Below are 15,994 nucleotides of genomic sequence, written 5' to 3'. Positions count from 1 at the left end.
CAACGACAGGCGAGTGTGTTGGTCTACCGCCTGCGGCCACGGGCGGCTATGCTGCTTTCGATGCCTTCGAGGCGATCGAGCAATTCCTTGAAACGATCGGGAATGTCGTTCTGCGTCCGGAACGCCGGCAGCGCGCGCAGAAAGCGCTTCGTTGCCTCGGCGCCGAACTGGCGCCTGATGCCGGCCGCGAGCCTTTCACGTCTTTCGTCATTGTTGCGGGCGGCGCCATTTTTGTTACGGTCGCCGTTGTTGCGGGTTGTCATTTCAAAATCCTGTGTCGGCTTCGAAACTCTTCCGGCAGACGAATGGTTCCCCCATCGCAGCATCTTGGCAAGCAAAGCCGGCGATTAAAGTAAAATTTGAATTAATATCGAAAGGTCTTCATGATGCGCCGTCAAAGCGCGAGTCCTCCTCCTCCGTATCGCTTGCCCCTTGATTTTTGGCCGCCAAACCTCGATATCGGGCACAAAATCCACACCATTCGAAATGACGGGAAATGGCGATGAGCGACCAGGCAAAAGACGAACGCGCGCCCGATGAAGCCGAAACGACCGAAGCCGCCACCGAACACACGGAAGGCAGCGTCGACGGCGACTATGAGGCGCTTGTGCGGCTGCTGAAGGAAAACGACGAGTTGAAGGACCGCGCGCTCCGCGTCGCAGCCGAAATGGAGAATCTGCGCCGTCGTACCGCCCGCGACGTGCACGATGCGCGTGCCTATGCGGTTGCCAATTTCGCCCGTGACATGCTGTCGGTATCGGACAATCTGCGCCGCGCGCTGGATGCGATCCCGGCTGAAGCCAAGGCGTCGGGCGATGCCGGTTTCAAGGCGCTGATCGAGGGCGTCGAGCTCACCGAGCGCGCCATGCTATCGGCGCTGGAGCGGCACGGAGTGAAAAAGCTCGAACCGGAAGGCGAGAAATTCGACCCGAATTTCCACCAAGCGATGTTCGAGGTGCCCAATCCGGAAGTACCGGCCAACACGGTGGTCCAGGTCGTGCAGCCGGGCTATTCGATCGGCGAGCGGGTGCTGCGGCCGGCTATGGTCGGCGTTGCCAAAGGCGGCCCCAAGCTTACGGCGAGCGAAGCTCCGGTCGAGCCAGGGCCGGTGAATGAGCAAGCTGAGAAGGATGCGTGAATTGGTGAATGGTGAATGGTTAGTAGTGAGTAGTTGGCAAAAGTAGTGTCCAGCAGCAAACGGCTTCGTGCTACCGGCCATTCACTATTCACCATTCACGCGGCGAAACGCTGGGCTTCCCCGCCATAGTAGTTGACGTAACGGGCACCGATCTCCTTGACCGGCATCACGACGAACACATCGACGGTGGAGAATTCGCGGTCGATGACGCAGCCGTCGCCGATGCGCGCTCCGACGCGCAGATAGCCCTTGACCAGCGGCGGCATCGCCGCGATCGCGGCCTTGGCATTGACCGCCTCGATCGGCATCAAATCCATGGAACAGTAGCGCCCGGCGACCGCGCGCACATCCCAGGCCGAGTTCGTTCGGCAGTGATGGGCGAGATAGGTCAGCGCCTCGGCGTGCGCCGCTGGCACGGTGCCCGGGAACGAGGCGCACCCGGTCATCACGCCGATGCCGTAATGGTTGATATAGGCCCAAATCCCTTGCCAGAGCGCCTCGATGGTGCGCTTCGAGCGGTATTCCGGCAGGACGCAGGAGCGGCCGAGCTCGAGGAAACGCTGGCCGGGATGGCGGGCGATGAGCTTGGTCAGCTCGAATTCGCCCTCGGAATAGAAGCCACCGGCGGCGGTTGCGATTTCCTGCCGGAGCAGGCGGTAAGTGCCGACAATGCGGCGGTGCTCGGGACCGGACAGAGATGTGTCGAAGACGAGCAAATGATCACAAAGCGGATCGAAATGGTCGGCGTCGCGGCGGTCCTGCACCTGGAACAGGTTCTTCCTGGCGCCAAGCTCGTCATAGAAAACCCGGTAGCGCACTTCCTGCGCGGCGGCGACCTCGGCCTCGTTGCGGGCGAGCCGCACTTCGAGGTTGCCGATGCGGCCGAGCGCTTCGCCTTTTATGACGGCATCGACGTTCCGCCCAACGAGCAATGCGCTGCTGGCGTTCGGCCGAGTGTCACATTCCGGCATAACTGTATGCACGAGTGATTCTCCTTCGAGCCATCCCTCTTGGCACGGGGATACGGTGTAGGTGCAACAGGATTGTGACAGTACCGTGATACGGCGTTGCCGGCAATACTTCGTCGGCTGGGTAATCCTTCAACCGGCTATGTTACGCCGGGAAAGCTTAGAAGGGCAGCCCACCGGATCACGCAGCAACCTGGCCTTCGACCGCATGGACAAGCGCGTCGGGATCGAGCGGCTTGGTGACGAAGCCGCTGGCGCCATGGGCAAGCACGGCATGGCGGGTCTTTTCCTGACTGTCCGCCGACAGCACCATGATGGGAACCGGCGGCACGGCGGTTTCCTCCTCGTGCCGGCGGATGGCGGCGATAGCGTCCAGCCCGTCCATCACAGGCATGTGCAGGTCCATCAGCACCACGTCGAAGCGGTGCTTGTGGCCGCTGCCGGTGACGGCCTCGACGGCGGCCTTGCCGTTGGCGACCACCTTCACGCGATGCCCGGCCTTCAGCAGCGTGGCACGGGCCAGCATGGCGTTGATGTCGTTGTCCTCGGCGATCAGCACGGACAGGCCCTGCTGGCGGCTGCCAATGGCACGGACGGATGGCGCGTCGCGCTTTTCCGGCTGTGGCTGGGCGAGGGTGGGTACGCTACTGCTCAAAAGCACGCGCAGCAACGTCTCGCCACGCACCGGCCTTGCCAGGAAGGTGGTATAGCCGCTGGCGCGGAATTCGCCCAGCATCCCGCGGTCGGTCGGTGCGATCAGCGTGATCGCTTCGCAGTCGGCAAAGCCGCTCTGGCGAAGGCGCTTGAGCAGCCTGCCGTCGCTCTCTTCCATGGCCGCGTCGATCAGAAGCACGTCACAGCCTTGGGCGAAGGGTTCTGCCTGGGCGGCGGTCGCGGCCAGATCGACCATGCCGCCATTGGCGCGGATGGTGCGGGCGATGGCGTCGGCCTCGATGGCGTTTTTCGACAGGATCACGGCGCGCCGGCCCGACAGGGCATTCCGGCGGTTCTGCGGTGCTTCGGTGGCCGATGTTGCAGGGATTTCGAAGACGAATTCGGAACCGTGGCCGAGCCGGCTCGACACCGAAATCGTGCCGCCCATGGCGATCACCAGACGTTTGGAGATGGCAAGACCAAGACCAGCGCCGCCATGCGCGCGGGTCGACGAGCCATCGACCTGTTCGAATTCCTCGAAAATGCGTTCCAGGTCGTCCTCGCTCAGGCCGGGGCCGGTGTCGGCGACACCGAAGCATATGCGGTCGGTGGTTTCGGTGCGGGCGCGAGCGACGTTCAGCAAAACGCCGCCGCTGTCGGTGAACTTGATGGCGTTGCCGATCAGGTTGAGCAGAACCTGCCTGACCCTTCCCGGATCGGCTGATATCATCTGCGGCACGTCGGGCTCGACATGGCAGCCAATGCCGATGTTTTTGGCGAAGGCGCGCGCCGCCAAGAGCTCGATGATGTTGTCGGCGATCTCGCGCACCGACATTGGCTGCGGTTCGGGATCGAAGCGGCCGGCCTCGATCTTGGAATAGTCGAGCAGATCCTCGATCAGCGCCAGCAGCGCGCTGGCCGATGTCGACACGGCGCCGACATAGGTCCGTTGTTCAGGCGAGAGGTTGGTGTCCGCCAGCAGTCTGGCCATGCCCATGATGCCGTTCATCGGCGTGCGGATCTCGTGACTGACGGTGGCGAGGAAGCGCGATTTGGCCTGGCTTGCGTATTCGGCTCGCTCACGGGCGGTGATCAGCGACGATTCGGCGTGCTTGCGGGCGGTGATGTCGCGGGCGATGGCGCGATGCGAGGCGGCGCCGCTCTCCTTGTCACGCACGGACAGTTCGATCCATGAGAACCAGCGCGGCCCGTTCGGCGTGCTAATGGCGACATCGGTTGAGCTCAGGCATTCATGGTCGGAGAATGCGGCATCCGGAACGATGCCAACGTCGATGCCGAGTTCGGCCAGGGTCCTGCCGGCAAGATCGCGCTGGTCGCTGCCGACAAGATCGGCAAAAACCTTGTTGGCATAGACGATGTGGCCGTCACGATCGCGGTGGACGATGAGATCGCCAAGGGCGTCGATCAGCCCGCGAAAGCGCTCCTCGCTCTCCTGCATCTCCCACATGCGGTCGGCCAGGGTCTCGACCTCGGCGTGGCTGCGAGCTGCGGTCTCGCCAAGGAGGGCAACCGCGCGGCGCTCCGTGCGCCTGGCATTCAAATGCACGACAAGGCCGGCCATGCCAGTCGCCAAAAGGCCGACGGTGATGAAGATCGGCGCTCCGGTCAGATGCGACAGGCCTGCCAGCACGACGATGGCGACGAGCGTCAGGAACGGCAGGCCATCACGATTGGCGGCGGGCAGTTCGGGCGCCAGTGGCGGCGCTGCGATATGCTGGCGCCTTGGCGCCTCGGGGCGAATCCCGTCAACGCTTTCAGCGCTCTCCGTTTGCCTGATGCCGGATTCCGTGACCATGCGGATTCCTTGGCAGACAGAGATTATGGAAAATTGCGGCAGTTCGTTCGAATTTTAGCAGTCGCGCGGTTTTGATGTCCTTTCGTGCAAAAACTGCAGACAACAGAACTCACATGTCCACCACCACGCGGCCACGGATCTTGCCGTCGACGATGTCGTGCGCGGCGTCGATGATGCCGTCAAAGCCAATGGTCGTGGACAGGCTGGCGAGCTTCTGGAGGTCCAGGTCCGTGCCGATGCGGCGCCACGCCTCCATGCGGACCGCTTTTGGCGCCATCACCGAATCGATGCCGAGCAGACAAACGCCGCGCAGGATGAACGGGGCGACGCTCGCCGGCAGATCCATGCCGCCGGCCAGGCCGCAGGCGGCGACGGCGCCGCCATAGGAGGTCATCGAAAGGACGTTGGCCAGCGTGTGACTGCCGACCGCATCGACGCCGCCGGCCCAGCGTTCCTTGGCAAGCGGCTTTGCCGGCTGCGCAAGCTCGTCGCGCGAAATCACTTCCGCCGCACCGAGGTCGATCAGATAGGGGCTTTCAGCGCTGCGGCCGGTCGAGGCGATGACGTGATAGCCGAGGCTGGACAGGATCGAGACCGCGACCGAGCCGACCCCGCCGGCCGCGCCCGTCACCACCACCGGGCCGCGATCGGGCACGATGCCGTGCCGTTCCAAAGCCATGACGCAAAGCATGGCGGTGTAGCCGGCGGTGCCGATCGCCATGGCATCATGCGGGCTCATCCCCTGGGGCAGCGGCACCAGCCAGTCGCCCTTGATACGGGCGCGCTCGGCATAGGCGCCAAAATGCGTCTCGCCGACGCCCCAGCCGTTCAATATGACCTTGTCCCCCTTGCGCCAGTCGACATGGGAAGACGAGATGACGGTGCCGGCGAAATCGATGCCCGGCACCAGCGGCCAGCGGCGGATCACCGGGGCCTTGCCTGATATGGCGAGGCCGTCCTTGTAGTTCACCGTCGTTGCCTCGACGGCGACGGTGACATCGCCTTCCATCAGGTCGGCTTCGGTGAGGTCGGTCATGGCGACCGACTGTTTCTTCTCGGCGTCGCGCGAAACGAGGATGGCTTTGAAGGTTTCCGGCATGTCTTCTCCTCGGGCTTTTCGAATGGGCACTGTATGGCGGCGGAAGGCCAGGTCAATCGCCGGAGGGCTCGGGCTCCCGCCGCCAACCGATGAGTTCGTCGAAGACGACCAGCACCGCGCCGATCGCGATGAAGGCGTCGGCGAGGTTGAAGATGGCGAAGGACCATACCGGGGTGTGGAACAGGATGTAGTCGATCACGTGACCATAGGTAGCGCGATCGAACAGATTGCCGAGCGCGCCGCCGACGATCAGCGCAAAGCCGATGCGGGTCAGCACGTGGCCGGGCGGAGTGCGGGCCGCGAGATAGAGCACGAAAGCGACGACGAAAGTGGCGATGACCACCAGGCCGGTGTCGCCGAAGGACGAAAACATCGAGAAGGCAATGCCGGTATTGTAGGTGCGATACAATGCCAGGAACGGCACAAGATCGACCTTTTCCTGAAAGGCGAGGCCGGTCTCGACCAGGTATTTGACCCACTGGTCGAGCGCTACCGCGGCGGCGACCAGCAGGACGTAGGGGAACCATGATTTTGCCGTTTGGGATTTCACCATTTGGGATGTCACGGTTTGGCGTCCTCCGGGGCAAGTTTCAGCGCGCTGCGCCGGATCTCAAACAGCATAATGCCGGTGGCCACCGCGAGATTAAGCGAATCGGCCCGCCCGGCTTGTGGAATCCGCAGTAACCTGTCGCAGCTTTCGGCAAGGCTGTCTGGCAGGCCCTGCTGTTCGTTGCCCATCATCAGCAGCACCGGGCCTTTGGAAAAGTCGACCGAACGGTAGTCGACCGCGCCCTTCAGGTGCGTGCCGGCGACGAGACCGGGAAAGCTTTTTCGCCAGGCAAGAAAGGTTTCCGGCGTCGCCTTGGCGACCGGCACGGCGAAGATCGAGCCCATGGTGGCGCGCACGGTCTCGACGGAAAAAGGATCGGTGGTGTCGCCGACCAGGATGACGCCCTTGGCGCCGACGGCATCGACGGTGCGGATGACGGTTCCGAGATTGCCGGGGTCGCGCACACGATCGAGCGCCACCCAGACGTCGCCGTCGTGAGCGCGGATGTCTTTCAGCGGCAGGATCTTCTGTGAGAAGACGCCGACCACCATTTGCGGGTTGTCGCGGCGGGTGATGGCGACGAGCACTTTCTCCGAAACTTCGAGCACGGTGCCGCCGGCGGCGACGGTGCGCGCCGCGACTTTTTCGACCGCCGCATTGCCGCGCCCAGCCTTGGCAAAGACCAGCGTCCGGATCGACCAGCCGAGGTCGAGCGCGTCGATGACCAGCTTCAGCCCCTCGGCCATGAAGGCGTTCTGCTGGTCGCGGAATTTCTTCAGCGCCAGTGCCTTGATGTCCTTGATCAACGGATTGGCGAGACTAGTGACTTCCTTCACTTGCCCTGGGGCGCCTGCGTGCCGCTCACTCATTCAGGCCACCCAGCGCGAGAACAGCGACGTGGACAACGCCCGGCCAGCGGATTTCTCGCGGATGATCAGTTCGCCGGATTCGACCGTGCCGCCCTTGCCTGCGAAGGTGTCGCGCATCAAGGCATGGATGGCGAAGAAGGAAGCGCGGATCGAATAGGCCGTCAGCACAACAGCAAGCGGCTTCGGCGTCAGGATCGAGCGGCAGAGGTCGGTCAGATCAGGCAGGTCCTCGAACAATTGCCAGACCTCGCCCTTTGGGCCGCGGCCATAGGCCGGCGGATCGAACAGGATAATGTCGTAGCGGCTGCCGCGGCGCTCCTCGCGCTCGGCGAATTTCATGGCGTCGTCGACGATCCAGCGGATCGGCTTGCTGCCGAGCCCTGCCATCTCCTGGTTCTCCCTGGCCCAGCCGATCGCCTTCTTGGACGCATCGACATGGGTCACCTCGGCGCCGGCACGGGCGGCCACCAGCGATGCAAGGCCGGTATAGCCGAACAGATTCAGCACCTTGACCGGCCGCTTCGCTGCCGAGATCAGCCCGGCCATGTGGTCCCAGTGCGAGGCCTGCTCGGGGAAGACGCCGACATGGCGAAACGAGGTGAAGCGGCCGAGATAATCGATGCCCTCATGCTTCATCGGCCAGGTCTCGCCGAGCGGCGTCCTCGGGAAACGCCAGCGGCCGATGCCTTCCTCGTCGGTATCGCCGGTGAAAATGGCGTCGGCGCGATCCCAATCTTTGGCCGGCAACGCCTTTTGCCAGATCGCCTGGCCTTCGGGCCGAACGATGCGATAGGGCCCGTACTGCTCGAGCTTTTGCCCGGCGCCGCTGTCGAGCAGCGCGTAGTCGGCGTTGGGCGACACTTCGAGAATTACCGGAAGACGTTCGGCGGGCAGGGCGCCGTCGCGGCGGGAAAGAACGCGCGGCACGGCCTTAGGCTCCGATGCTGTGCCGGTTGCGCGCGGTTCCGCTCCGCCCTTTGCGAACTGATGCGGGCGGCTGTCGCGGCGTTTGTCGCGAAAAGGTTTCAAAGAGGAGCGTCTCCGGGGCGACTTGGCCCGCTTCTGCCACAGCACATTCACCGGCGCAACAAACGCGGTCGCTGGCGATTCCGAACGGTCAGCCGCGCTTGATGCAAAGCAGGGCGACAACCAGCAATACAAAACCAACGGCCTTGAAGCCGGCGACGATCATATGGCCGGTTTCCCAGCGCAGCCGGATCGCCTCGAAATTTTCCGGGATCGGTCCCGGCACCCAGGTGGCCAAAACATCGTTCGCAGGCTTGACCAGAGCTGACCACATCGCAAGAGCCGCCGCAAAGAGCACGGCAGCGGCCAATGCGAACCAGAACGCCGGGCGGTCATTGCGCAGCATCCATGCAAGGAGCCCCGGACAACCGATCGCTGCCACATCAAGCGGCGCGCCAATGACGGCAAACAGCTGGAATTGGGCGTTGAAGACGGTCGCCTCGCGCCAAAGAGAAGGCGGCCACTTCAGCCGAGGAACCGATTCCAGGACATGGGCGAAGGATGGTCCAAGGCTGAGCGCGGCGACGACGGCGGCCAGGATCGACCAGAACAGCAGGAACCCGCGTATCTCCATAACGTCCGAACAACGGCGTGATGCGGGAGATGTTCCCGTCCGGATGGTAGTAGGGGAGTAGGGGAGTAAGGCAGTAAGGCAGTAGTAAGTGAATAGTGAAACCATGACTAGCACGAAGCCGTACAGGGTTGGTATGGCTCCCTACTGCCCTACTGCCCTACTGCCCTACTGCCCTACTGCCCTACTGCCCTACTGCCCTACTGCTGAAGCGCCTTGTACACTGCAATGCCGGCGGCGAGGTCTTCGAGGGCCGCACCGACCGACTTGAATAGGGTAATCTCACCGGGGCTCTGCCGACCTTTCTTCTCATCGCGCGCCAATTCATGCAGGTCGGCGACGATGGCTTGAGCCTTCAGCACGCCCGAAGCCAGCGGCTGGACGATGTCGCCCGCCTCCTTGGTGGCGCCTGCCCGGGTATCGACATAGACGCGGGCGCGCGCAATCGCATCGTCGTCGCTTTCGCGCATATCAGGCGTGAAGCCGCCGACCAGATCGACATGGGTTCCCGGCTTCAACAGCGCGCCCTTGATCAGCGGCGTGGTCGTGATTGTCGCCGACGAAACGATGTCGGCCAAGCCGAGTTCGGCGTCGAGATCGCTCGCGGCGGTGGCGGCAAAACCCTCGGCGCGCAATTTCGCCGCAACCTTTTCGGCATTGGCCGGCGTGCGGTTCCAGATGCGGATCGTGGTGATCGGCCGCACCGCCGAATGCGCCTTGGCGAGGAATGGCGACAGCGCGCCGGCGCCGACCACCAGCAGCCGTGAAGCGTCCTCGCGGGCCAGATAGGAGGTGGCCAGCGCAGAGGCGCAGGCCGTACGCCACTGCGTCAGCCGCTGGCCGTCGATCATGGCCTCGGGCTCGCCGGTGGCGCCATCGAGCAGGAGGTAGAGCCCCATCACCGCGGGTTTGCCTGCGGCGTTGTTGTCGGGCGACACCGTGACGACCTTGACGCCGATATGGCCGCCCGCCGACGTGCCGGCCGCATTGAAGTCGGTCCAGGCCGGCATCAACAGCAGGGTCGACGCCGCGCCATCGGGCCGTTCGACCGTGTGGTGATGTCTGACCGGTTGTACCGCACCATCGCGAAAGGCCGCGCGCAGCGTCTCGACCAGTCCGGGAAAGGTCAGTGCGTGATCAACCTCGGCGGCCGAAATGGTCAGCATGAGAAGCTCCGCGGCGGGAAAGCGCTGTCAGCGTTCAGCTCGTCGGCTTCGGCAAGGCCGGGCCTTGTGGCGCAGCCGGTGCGCGGCTGACCGCCTGGCGCAGGTTCTCGGCCTCGACGCCGCGCTGGCGCGCCAGCTTGCGATAGCGGCCCTGCTTGACCCAGGTCGCCAGGCTGCCGACGACCATGCCGATGGCGAGAGCCAGGAACAGGAAGATGAAAAGCGGCAGCGTCATCGTCAGTGCCGGATTGCCGGGATTGAACGGGTCCAGGGTGAAGGCGACCGGATCGCGGTTGGCGACGGCCAACGCAATCAGGATGACAGCCAGCGGCACGAAGACCACGATGAGCATGAAGCGATTGAACATGGAATTTCCTGTCGAAGGCGGCTCTACCGAAGGCCGGGCTCTGCCGAAAGGCCGGCACGGCGGATGAGCCTGCGCGGCACTTATTTGCCGCCGTTCAGCCTTTCACGCAATTCCTTGCCGGTCTTGAAGAACGGCACCCATTTCTCCTCGACCTCGACGGATTCGCCGGTGCGCGGATTGCGACCGGTGCGGGCGGGGCGGTTTTTCACCGAGAAAGCACCGAAACCGCGCAGCTCGACCCGGTTGCCTTCGGCAAGCGCGTCGGTGATCTCGTCAAAAATCGCGCCGACAATGTTTTCGACGTCGCGCAGGAAAAGGTGCGGGTTGCGTGTGGCGATGATCTGCACAAGTTCGGATTTGATCATGAGAAGGCTCCCCGTGAAAACAGTGCGGTCAAATTATGAGGATGATTTTATTTGCTTTTTCACTCGTCTCAAGGGTGCCAGACGGAAACGAGACCGTCAAGAAACAAGCGGTTGGCGCCAAGTTCGTGAATAATGTCGCCGCCATAGTCGGGAAGGCCGAGCGCACTGCCGATGGTTCGCGCCATCGCCTTCGAGAACAGGAAGCCGCCGCCGTCCGTATCCTTCCACTCCACCACCTTGAGCTTGGCGTCGACGCCCTTGGTTGCAAGCCAGTCGATCGCTTCGGTTTCGCCGCCGACCGCGTCGATCAATTTGTTGGCAACAGCCTGCCGGCCGGTGAAGATCGATCCGTCGGCCAGCGCCAGTGCCTCCGGCTTGGTCATGTTGCGGCGTTCGGCGACGATGCCGACGAACCAGTCGTAGCTGTCCAGGATGAGCTTGCGGACCATGGTGCGTTCGTCGTCATTGGTCGGCTTGAAAGGCGATGGCGAGGCTTTCAACGGCGAGGATTTCACTTCCTCGAGCTTGATGCCGAGCTTGTCCATAAGGCCGCTGACGTCAGGATACTGGATCAGGACGCCGATCGAACCGACGATCGAGGATTGGCGCGCGACGATATGATCGGCCGCGGTGGCGATCATATAGCCCGCCGATGCGGCCAGTGTGCCGACCTGGGCCACCACCGGCTTTTCGGCGGCCAGCTTGCGCACCTCCTCATAGATCGATTCGCCTCCGACGGTGGTGCCGCCCGGCGAATCGATCGACAGGATCACAGCTTTCACCCTTGACGATTGACGGATGGCATCCAGCCGTTTGATCAGGTCCTCGTCTTCGGTGATAGTGCCCTCGATCTTGACCTTGGCGATATGGTCGACCGCCGCGCCGGTGAATTCGCCACCGTAAATCCAGGTCGAAAGGGCGATCAGCCCAGCCGCTGCGACAACGAGCGCTGCGACGCGCCAGAATGTCAGCTTGCGGCGCAAGCGGCGGCGGTCGATCAGGTCGTCGGCTCTCAGTGCCATGGTCAGCCTCATAGTCGGTGGGAGCAGATGCTTTTAAAGCAACCATCCGCGTCCGGCTACCGATTCCTGACGAGCATGCGACCGAGACAGAGTTTCCTGAGTCCCGAGCCGGCCTTTCAAGGAGGCATCAAGACCAGTCCACAGGCTCTAACGCTGTCCGCTTGTATCTGATATGACATGCAAGTTGTGCCGGGCTCATTCGTTTGTGCAACAGCAACCGTCACACTTTTGCGGTTTTCCTCCGCTTGTGCTTGCTTGAGGGTGCCGGCATCCCACCTATAGGGTGCTTGGCGGCAGGGGTTAAAAAGAAAGCAGTTATGTTAGCGCGACCGATCGAACCGACCAACACCGAGACGGAGTTGGCCCCCCCGGACGTAGGCCCGGCGCGGGTCGACGCCTTCGGCATTGCCCAGCGCCATTCGCGCCGCGTGCGTATCTTGAAGCTGGCGGTGCCGCTGGTCGCTGCCGCGATCGCGGTCGCCTTCCCGGTTTATTCGTATCTCGCGGCGCCTGTCTCGATCCAAATCCAGGCAGACGGCAGCGCCTTCTCTGATGGCAAGCTGGTGATGGCCAACCCCAAGCTCAACGGGTTCACCAAGCAGAAACTGCCGTATTCCATGACCGCCTTGCGCGCCATACAGGACGTGAGCAAGCAAGGCATCATCGACCTGGAGGGCATCGACGCCAAGCTGCCGCTCTCGGCCGACAATGTGGCGGCCGTCAATGCCTCGCACGGCACCTACAATCGCGATGGCAACACGATGAGCTTGACCAGCGATGTCACCATAACCACCACCGATGGCTTGGAGGCAAAATTCAAATCGGTCTTTCTCGACATGGGCGAAGGCACTATGAAGACGAATGACCCGGTCGACGTCAGCCGCGCCGGGTCGCGGATCACCGCGGATTCGATGTCGATCCAGGACAACGGCAAGATCGTGGTTTTCGAGAACAAAGTGCGTGTCAACATCGATCCCGCCAGTTTGAAGGCGGCAGAGGCAATAGGCGGAGCATCCAATGCGGTTCAGTAGTTCGACACGGCTCGTGACCGCGGCTTCGGCGTTGCCGGCCCTTGGACTGGCCTTGGGGATGGCTCTGGGGCTGGGCTTGGGAATGCCGCCGGCTCTGGCGCAGTCCAAGGCCACCAGCCAGCTGTCGGGCCTCAAACTGTCCGGCGACAAGCCGATCCAGATCGAAAGCGACAAGCTCGAGGTCCGCCAGGCGGACAGCGTCGCGGTGTTCACAGGCAATGTGAGCGTCGTCCAGGGCCCGACCGTGCTCAAGGCCGGCAAGATGACCGTTTATTACGCCAAGGATGCCGGCGCTGCCGCAAAGGGCGTGGAGGCCGCCGGTGCCGCGATGACCGGCTCGGCCAACATCGACCGCCTGGAAGTCGACAACAAGGTCTACATCAAATCGGACGACCAGGTCGCCACGGGCGACCGCGGCACTTTCGATATGAAGACGGAGGTGCTGGTACTTTCGGGCGGCAAGGTCGTGCTTTCGCAAGGCGACAATGTGCTGGTCGGCTGCAAGCTGACCGTGCAGATGAAGAGCGGCCTGGCCCAGGTCGATGCCTGCGGGGGCCGCGTCATGATGTCGATCACGCCGCCGAAGTCGGGAGCAGCGAATCCCTGATGGTCGAGGTAACATCGCTGATGGCGCGTCTTTCAGGGCGCGCCGACAGCAAACTTGCGGCACCGGCCACGGTCACCGCCGATACGGCGAAGTTCAAGGGGACCTTGATCGCGAAGGGCCTGACCAAGAGCTACAAGGGCCGCAAAGTCGTCAGCGGCGTGACGATCGGCGTGCGCGCTGGCGAGGCGGTCGGGCTGCTCGGTCCCAACGGCGCCGGCAAGACGACCTGCTTCTACATGGTTACCGGCCTGGTGCCGGTCGACGAAGGCACAATCGAAATCGATGGCTTCGATGTCACCTCGATGCCCATGTATCGCCGCGCCCGCCTCGGCGTCGGCTACCTTCCGCAGGAAGCATCCATCTTTCGCGGCCTAACCGTCGAGCAAAACATCCGGGCCGTGCTCGAAGTGGTCGAAAAGAGCCGCAAGGAGCGCGAACGCAGTCTCGACGAACTGCTCGAGGAGTTTCACATCAGCCATCTGCGCAAGGCTCCATCAATGTCGCTTTCTGGCGGCGAGCGGCGGCGCCTGGAAATCGCGCGCGCATTGGCGACCCGCCCCGCCTACATGCTGCTCGACGAACCTTTCGCCGGCATCGATCCGATCGCCGTCGCCGATATCCAGCAACTCGTGCGCCATCTGACGGCGCGGGGCATCGGCGTGCTCATCACCGATCACAATGTGCGTGAGACGCTTGGCCTGATCGACCGCGCCTACATCATCCATGCCGGCCAGGTGCTGACCCATGGCCGGGCCGACGAAGTGGTCGCAAACCCTGATGTGCGGCGGCTTTATCTCGGTGAGGGCTTTACGCTCTGAGCGTGAATATTTCTATCTGAACGGGTTTTTGACGCGAGACAGGCTCTTTTCTCCGATTTCTCATCCGAATAACGCGCCGACAGGCGAGTTTTGATCGCCATCGCCTTGACAAGCAAAAGCCGGGCCAGTTTCTATGCCCAACTCCTTCCGGGCAATCCGGATGCGTAGACAGGGCGTTTAAACCGAACCATGGCGTTGGCGGCAAAACTACAGCTACGACAATCCCAGTCGCTGGTGATGACGCCGCAGCTGATGCAGTCGATACGGCTGCTGCAGTTCACCCATATCGAGCTGGAACGTTTTATCGACGACGAGATCGAGCGCAATCCTCTGCTTGAGCGCGCCGAGCCGCAGGACGATGCCGTCAGCGACCAGACGCAGAAGATCGACGCTGCGCCGGAAATAGCCCCCGGCGGCGATTGGTTCGAGACGGAAACGGCGTGGAGCGCCGAGGCGATCTCGGAAAAGCTCGATACTTCGCTGGAAAACCTGTTCCCCGACGACCCGGGTACCAGCGAGCGGCTCGGTCCCGACCTGACGGCCCAATGGAAGTCGGCCTCCGGCAATGGTTCGGCGTCCTCCTCCGACGGCTTCGACGTCGCAGATATGGCGGCCGCCGCGGTCACGCTGCGCGAGCATGTCGGCGAACAGGTCGCGCTTGCCTTCGCCGACCCGGCAGCACGCTTGATCGCCAGCGAACTGGCCGACGGCCTCGACGAGGCCGGCTACATGCGCGCCGACATAGCCGATATCGCCGCCCGTCTCGGCACCGACAGGATGGCGGTGACGAATGCGCTCGCGGTCTGCCAGACATTCGAGCCCGCCGGCATCTTTGCGCGCGATCTCGCCGAATGCCTGTCGCTGCAGCTTGCCGTCCGCGACCGGCTCGATCCGGCGATGAAGGCCTTGATCGCCAACCTCGAACTCCTGGCGCGGCGCGATTTCCAGACCCTGAAACGGATTTGTGGGGTGGACGAGGAGGATCTGCTCGACATGCTGGCCGAGATCCGTGCGCTCGATCCACGCCCGGGGATGGCGTTTTCGGGCGGCGCCAGCGACGCGATCGTCGCCGATGTCGAAGTGCGGGCAGCCAATGACGGGAGCTGGGTGGTCGAACTCAACTCCGAAACGCTGCCGCGCGTGCTGGTCGACCATATCTATTTTGCCCAGGTTTCACCGCATGCGAAGAACCAGACGGAAAAGGATTTTCTGGCGGAGTGCCTGCAAAACGCCAACTGGCTGACGCGCAGCCTCGACCAGCGGGCGAAGACCATTCTTAAGGTCGCCTCGGAGATCGTGCGCCAGCAGGACGCTTTCCTCGTCCACGGCGTGCGACAGCTGAAGCCGCTCAATCTGCGCACGGTGGCCGATGCGATCGGCATGCACGAATCGACCGTCAGCCGGGTCACCGCCAACAAATACATGCTGACGCCGCGCGGCGTGTTCGAACTGCGCTATTTCTTCACAGCCTCGATCGCGTCGTCGGGTGGCGGCGACGCGCATTCGTCGGAGGCGGTGCGCGACCGCATCAAGCAGTTGATCGACGAGGAGAAACCTGTCGACGTGCTTTCCGACGACGCCATTGTGGATATGTTGCGGGAAAGTGGCGTTGACATCGCCAGGCGCACGGTCGCCAAGTATCGGGAGGGCATGAATATTCCCTCGTCGGTGCAGCGGCGGCGTGAAAAACGCGCTTTGGCCAGCGCCGGGCGTTGATCTCAGGCGGAATTTCCACAGCTTTCGCGCTTCATTGACAAGCCGCGATGAAGTGGCTAGAAGCCCGCCCGCATGAGACGGGCTACTGCCCGCATGCGGATGGTCCGTCACGACGTTGGCCACGGGACGGTCAAGAAGGCGGCTTGTGATCAACCGGAAAGTTCGGATTTAAAATCGGCGCAAGTGACGCCGCAAAGCTTGTGCGCACAGA

The 15,994-nt window shown here is 63.1% G+C and carries 17 protein-coding genes; 5 read left to right on the top strand and 12 right to left on the bottom strand.

Annotated features, from left to right (window positions below):
• Positions 1–23: 23 nt before the first annotated feature.
• Positions 24–263, bottom strand: a complete 240-nt coding sequence (locus NKH73_RS20490) for a hypothetical protein (RefSeq protein WP_352935436.1) — start codon at positions 261–263, stop codon at positions 24–26.
• Positions 264–502: 239 nt separating this feature from the next.
• Here NKH73_RS20490 and grpE point away from each other — a divergent pair, with 239 nt between their 5' ends.
• Positions 503–1,138, top strand: a complete 636-nt coding sequence (grpE, locus tag NKH73_RS20485) for a nucleotide exchange factor GrpE (RefSeq protein WP_352935434.1) — start codon at positions 503–505, stop codon at positions 1,136–1,138.
• A 95-nt stretch (positions 1,139–1,233) separates the two neighbouring features.
• Here the strand turns inward: grpE and olsB are convergent, their stop codons facing one another.
• The 11 genes from olsB to sppA all read right to left on the bottom strand — a co-directional run bounded on the left by olsB (position 1,234) and on the right by sppA (position 11,611).
• A complete protein-coding gene (olsB, locus tag NKH73_RS20480; protein ID WP_352935727.1) occupies positions 1,234–2,109 on the bottom strand; it encodes a l-ornithine N(alpha)-acyltransferase in 876 nt (291 codons plus the stop codon).
• Between the two features lie 178 nt (positions 2,110–2,287).
• Positions 2,288–4,576 carry a hybrid sensor histidine kinase/response regulator gene (locus NKH73_RS20475; RefSeq protein WP_352935431.1) on the bottom strand — a complete coding sequence of 763 codons (2,289 nt, stop codon included), beginning with the start codon at positions 4,574–4,576 and terminating at the stop codon, positions 2,288–2,290.
• Positions 4,577–4,685: 109 nt separating this feature from the next.
• Positions 4,686–5,675: an acrylyl-CoA reductase (NADPH) gene (gene acuI, locus NKH73_RS20470; RefSeq protein WP_352935429.1), complete on the bottom strand. Its 990-nt coding sequence runs from the start codon at positions 5,673–5,675 to the stop codon at positions 4,686–4,688.
• A 52-nt stretch (positions 5,676–5,727) separates the two neighbouring features.
• Entirely contained in the window at positions 5,728–6,228 is a 501-nt protein-coding gene (gene lspA / locus NKH73_RS20465; protein WP_352935724.1) for a signal peptidase II, read from the bottom strand.
• Positions 6,229–6,236: 8 nt separating this feature from the next.
• Positions 6,237–7,094, bottom strand: coding sequence for a TrmH family RNA methyltransferase (locus NKH73_RS20460; protein ID WP_352935427.1), 858 nt, complete (start codon positions 7,092–7,094; stop codon positions 6,237–6,239).
• On the bottom strand, positions 7,095–8,123 hold the full coding sequence (locus NKH73_RS20455; RefSeq protein WP_352935424.1) for an RsmD family RNA methyltransferase: 1,029 nt from the start codon (positions 8,121–8,123) through the stop codon (positions 7,095–7,097).
• Between the two features lie 88 nt (positions 8,124–8,211).
• The gene (locus tag NKH73_RS20450; RefSeq protein WP_352935422.1) at positions 8,212–8,694 is read right to left on the bottom strand and encodes a DUF1772 domain-containing protein; all 483 of its coding nucleotides are present in this window, start codon (positions 8,692–8,694) and stop codon (positions 8,212–8,214) included.
• Between the two features lie 197 nt (positions 8,695–8,891).
• Complete coding sequence (gene lhpI / locus NKH73_RS20445) at positions 8,892–9,857, bottom strand: bifunctional Delta(1)-pyrroline-2-carboxylate/Delta(1)-piperideine-2-carboxylate reductase (RefSeq protein WP_352935420.1); 966 nt, start codon at positions 9,855–9,857, stop codon at positions 8,892–8,894.
• A gap of 34 nt (positions 9,858–9,891) precedes the next feature.
• On the bottom strand, positions 9,892–10,224 hold the full coding sequence (locus NKH73_RS20440) for a lipopolysaccharide assembly protein LapA domain-containing protein (protein ID WP_126104883.1): 333 nt from the start codon (positions 10,222–10,224) through the stop codon (positions 9,892–9,894).
• 80 nt (positions 10,225–10,304) lie between these two features.
• Positions 10,305–10,589 (bottom strand): integration host factor subunit beta, encoded by a 285-nt coding sequence (locus tag NKH73_RS20435; RefSeq protein ID WP_006200394.1) that lies wholly within the window; start codon positions 10,587–10,589, stop codon positions 10,305–10,307.
• 68 nt (positions 10,590–10,657) lie between these two features.
• Positions 10,658–11,611 carry a signal peptide peptidase SppA gene (gene sppA, locus NKH73_RS20430; protein ID WP_352935417.1) on the bottom strand — a complete coding sequence of 318 codons (954 nt, stop codon included), beginning with the start codon at positions 11,609–11,611 and terminating at the stop codon, positions 10,658–10,660.
• A gap of 317 nt (positions 11,612–11,928) precedes the next feature.
• Here sppA and lptC point away from each other — a divergent pair, with 317 nt between their 5' ends.
• The 4 genes from lptC (at position 11,929) to rpoN (ending at position 15,783) form a co-directional block, all read left to right on the top strand.
• The gene (gene lptC / locus NKH73_RS20425; RefSeq protein ID WP_352935415.1) at positions 11,929–12,642 is read left to right on the top strand and encodes an LPS export ABC transporter periplasmic protein LptC; all 714 of its coding nucleotides are present in this window, start codon (positions 11,929–11,931) and stop codon (positions 12,640–12,642) included.
• Positions 12,629–13,249 carry an LptA/OstA family protein gene (locus NKH73_RS20420; protein WP_352935412.1) on the top strand — a complete coding sequence of 207 codons (621 nt, stop codon included), beginning with the start codon at positions 12,629–12,631 and terminating at the stop codon, positions 13,247–13,249. The genes lptC and NKH73_RS20420 overlap by 14 nt, the downstream gene beginning before the upstream one ends.
• Positions 13,249–14,067: an LPS export ABC transporter ATP-binding protein gene (lptB, locus tag NKH73_RS20415; RefSeq protein WP_352935409.1), complete on the top strand. Its 819-nt coding sequence runs from the start codon at positions 13,249–13,251 to the stop codon at positions 14,065–14,067. The genes NKH73_RS20420 and lptB overlap by 1 nt, the downstream gene beginning before the upstream one ends.
• A gap of 189 nt (positions 14,068–14,256) precedes the next feature.
• Positions 14,257–15,783 carry an RNA polymerase factor sigma-54 gene (rpoN, locus tag NKH73_RS20410; protein ID WP_352935406.1) on the top strand — a complete coding sequence of 509 codons (1,527 nt, stop codon included), beginning with the start codon at positions 14,257–14,259 and terminating at the stop codon, positions 15,781–15,783.
• The last annotated feature ends 211 nt before the right edge of the window (positions 15,784–15,994 follow it).

This window comes from Mesorhizobium sp. M0938 (assembly GCF_040319125.1).
In the GTDB taxonomy this organism is placed as follows: Bacteria; Pseudomonadota; Alphaproteobacteria; order Rhizobiales; family Rhizobiaceae; genus Mesorhizobium; species Mesorhizobium robiniae.
The sequence above is the reverse complement of the archived record's forward strand: the minus strand, read 5'-3'. Positions and strand labels throughout refer to the sequence as shown.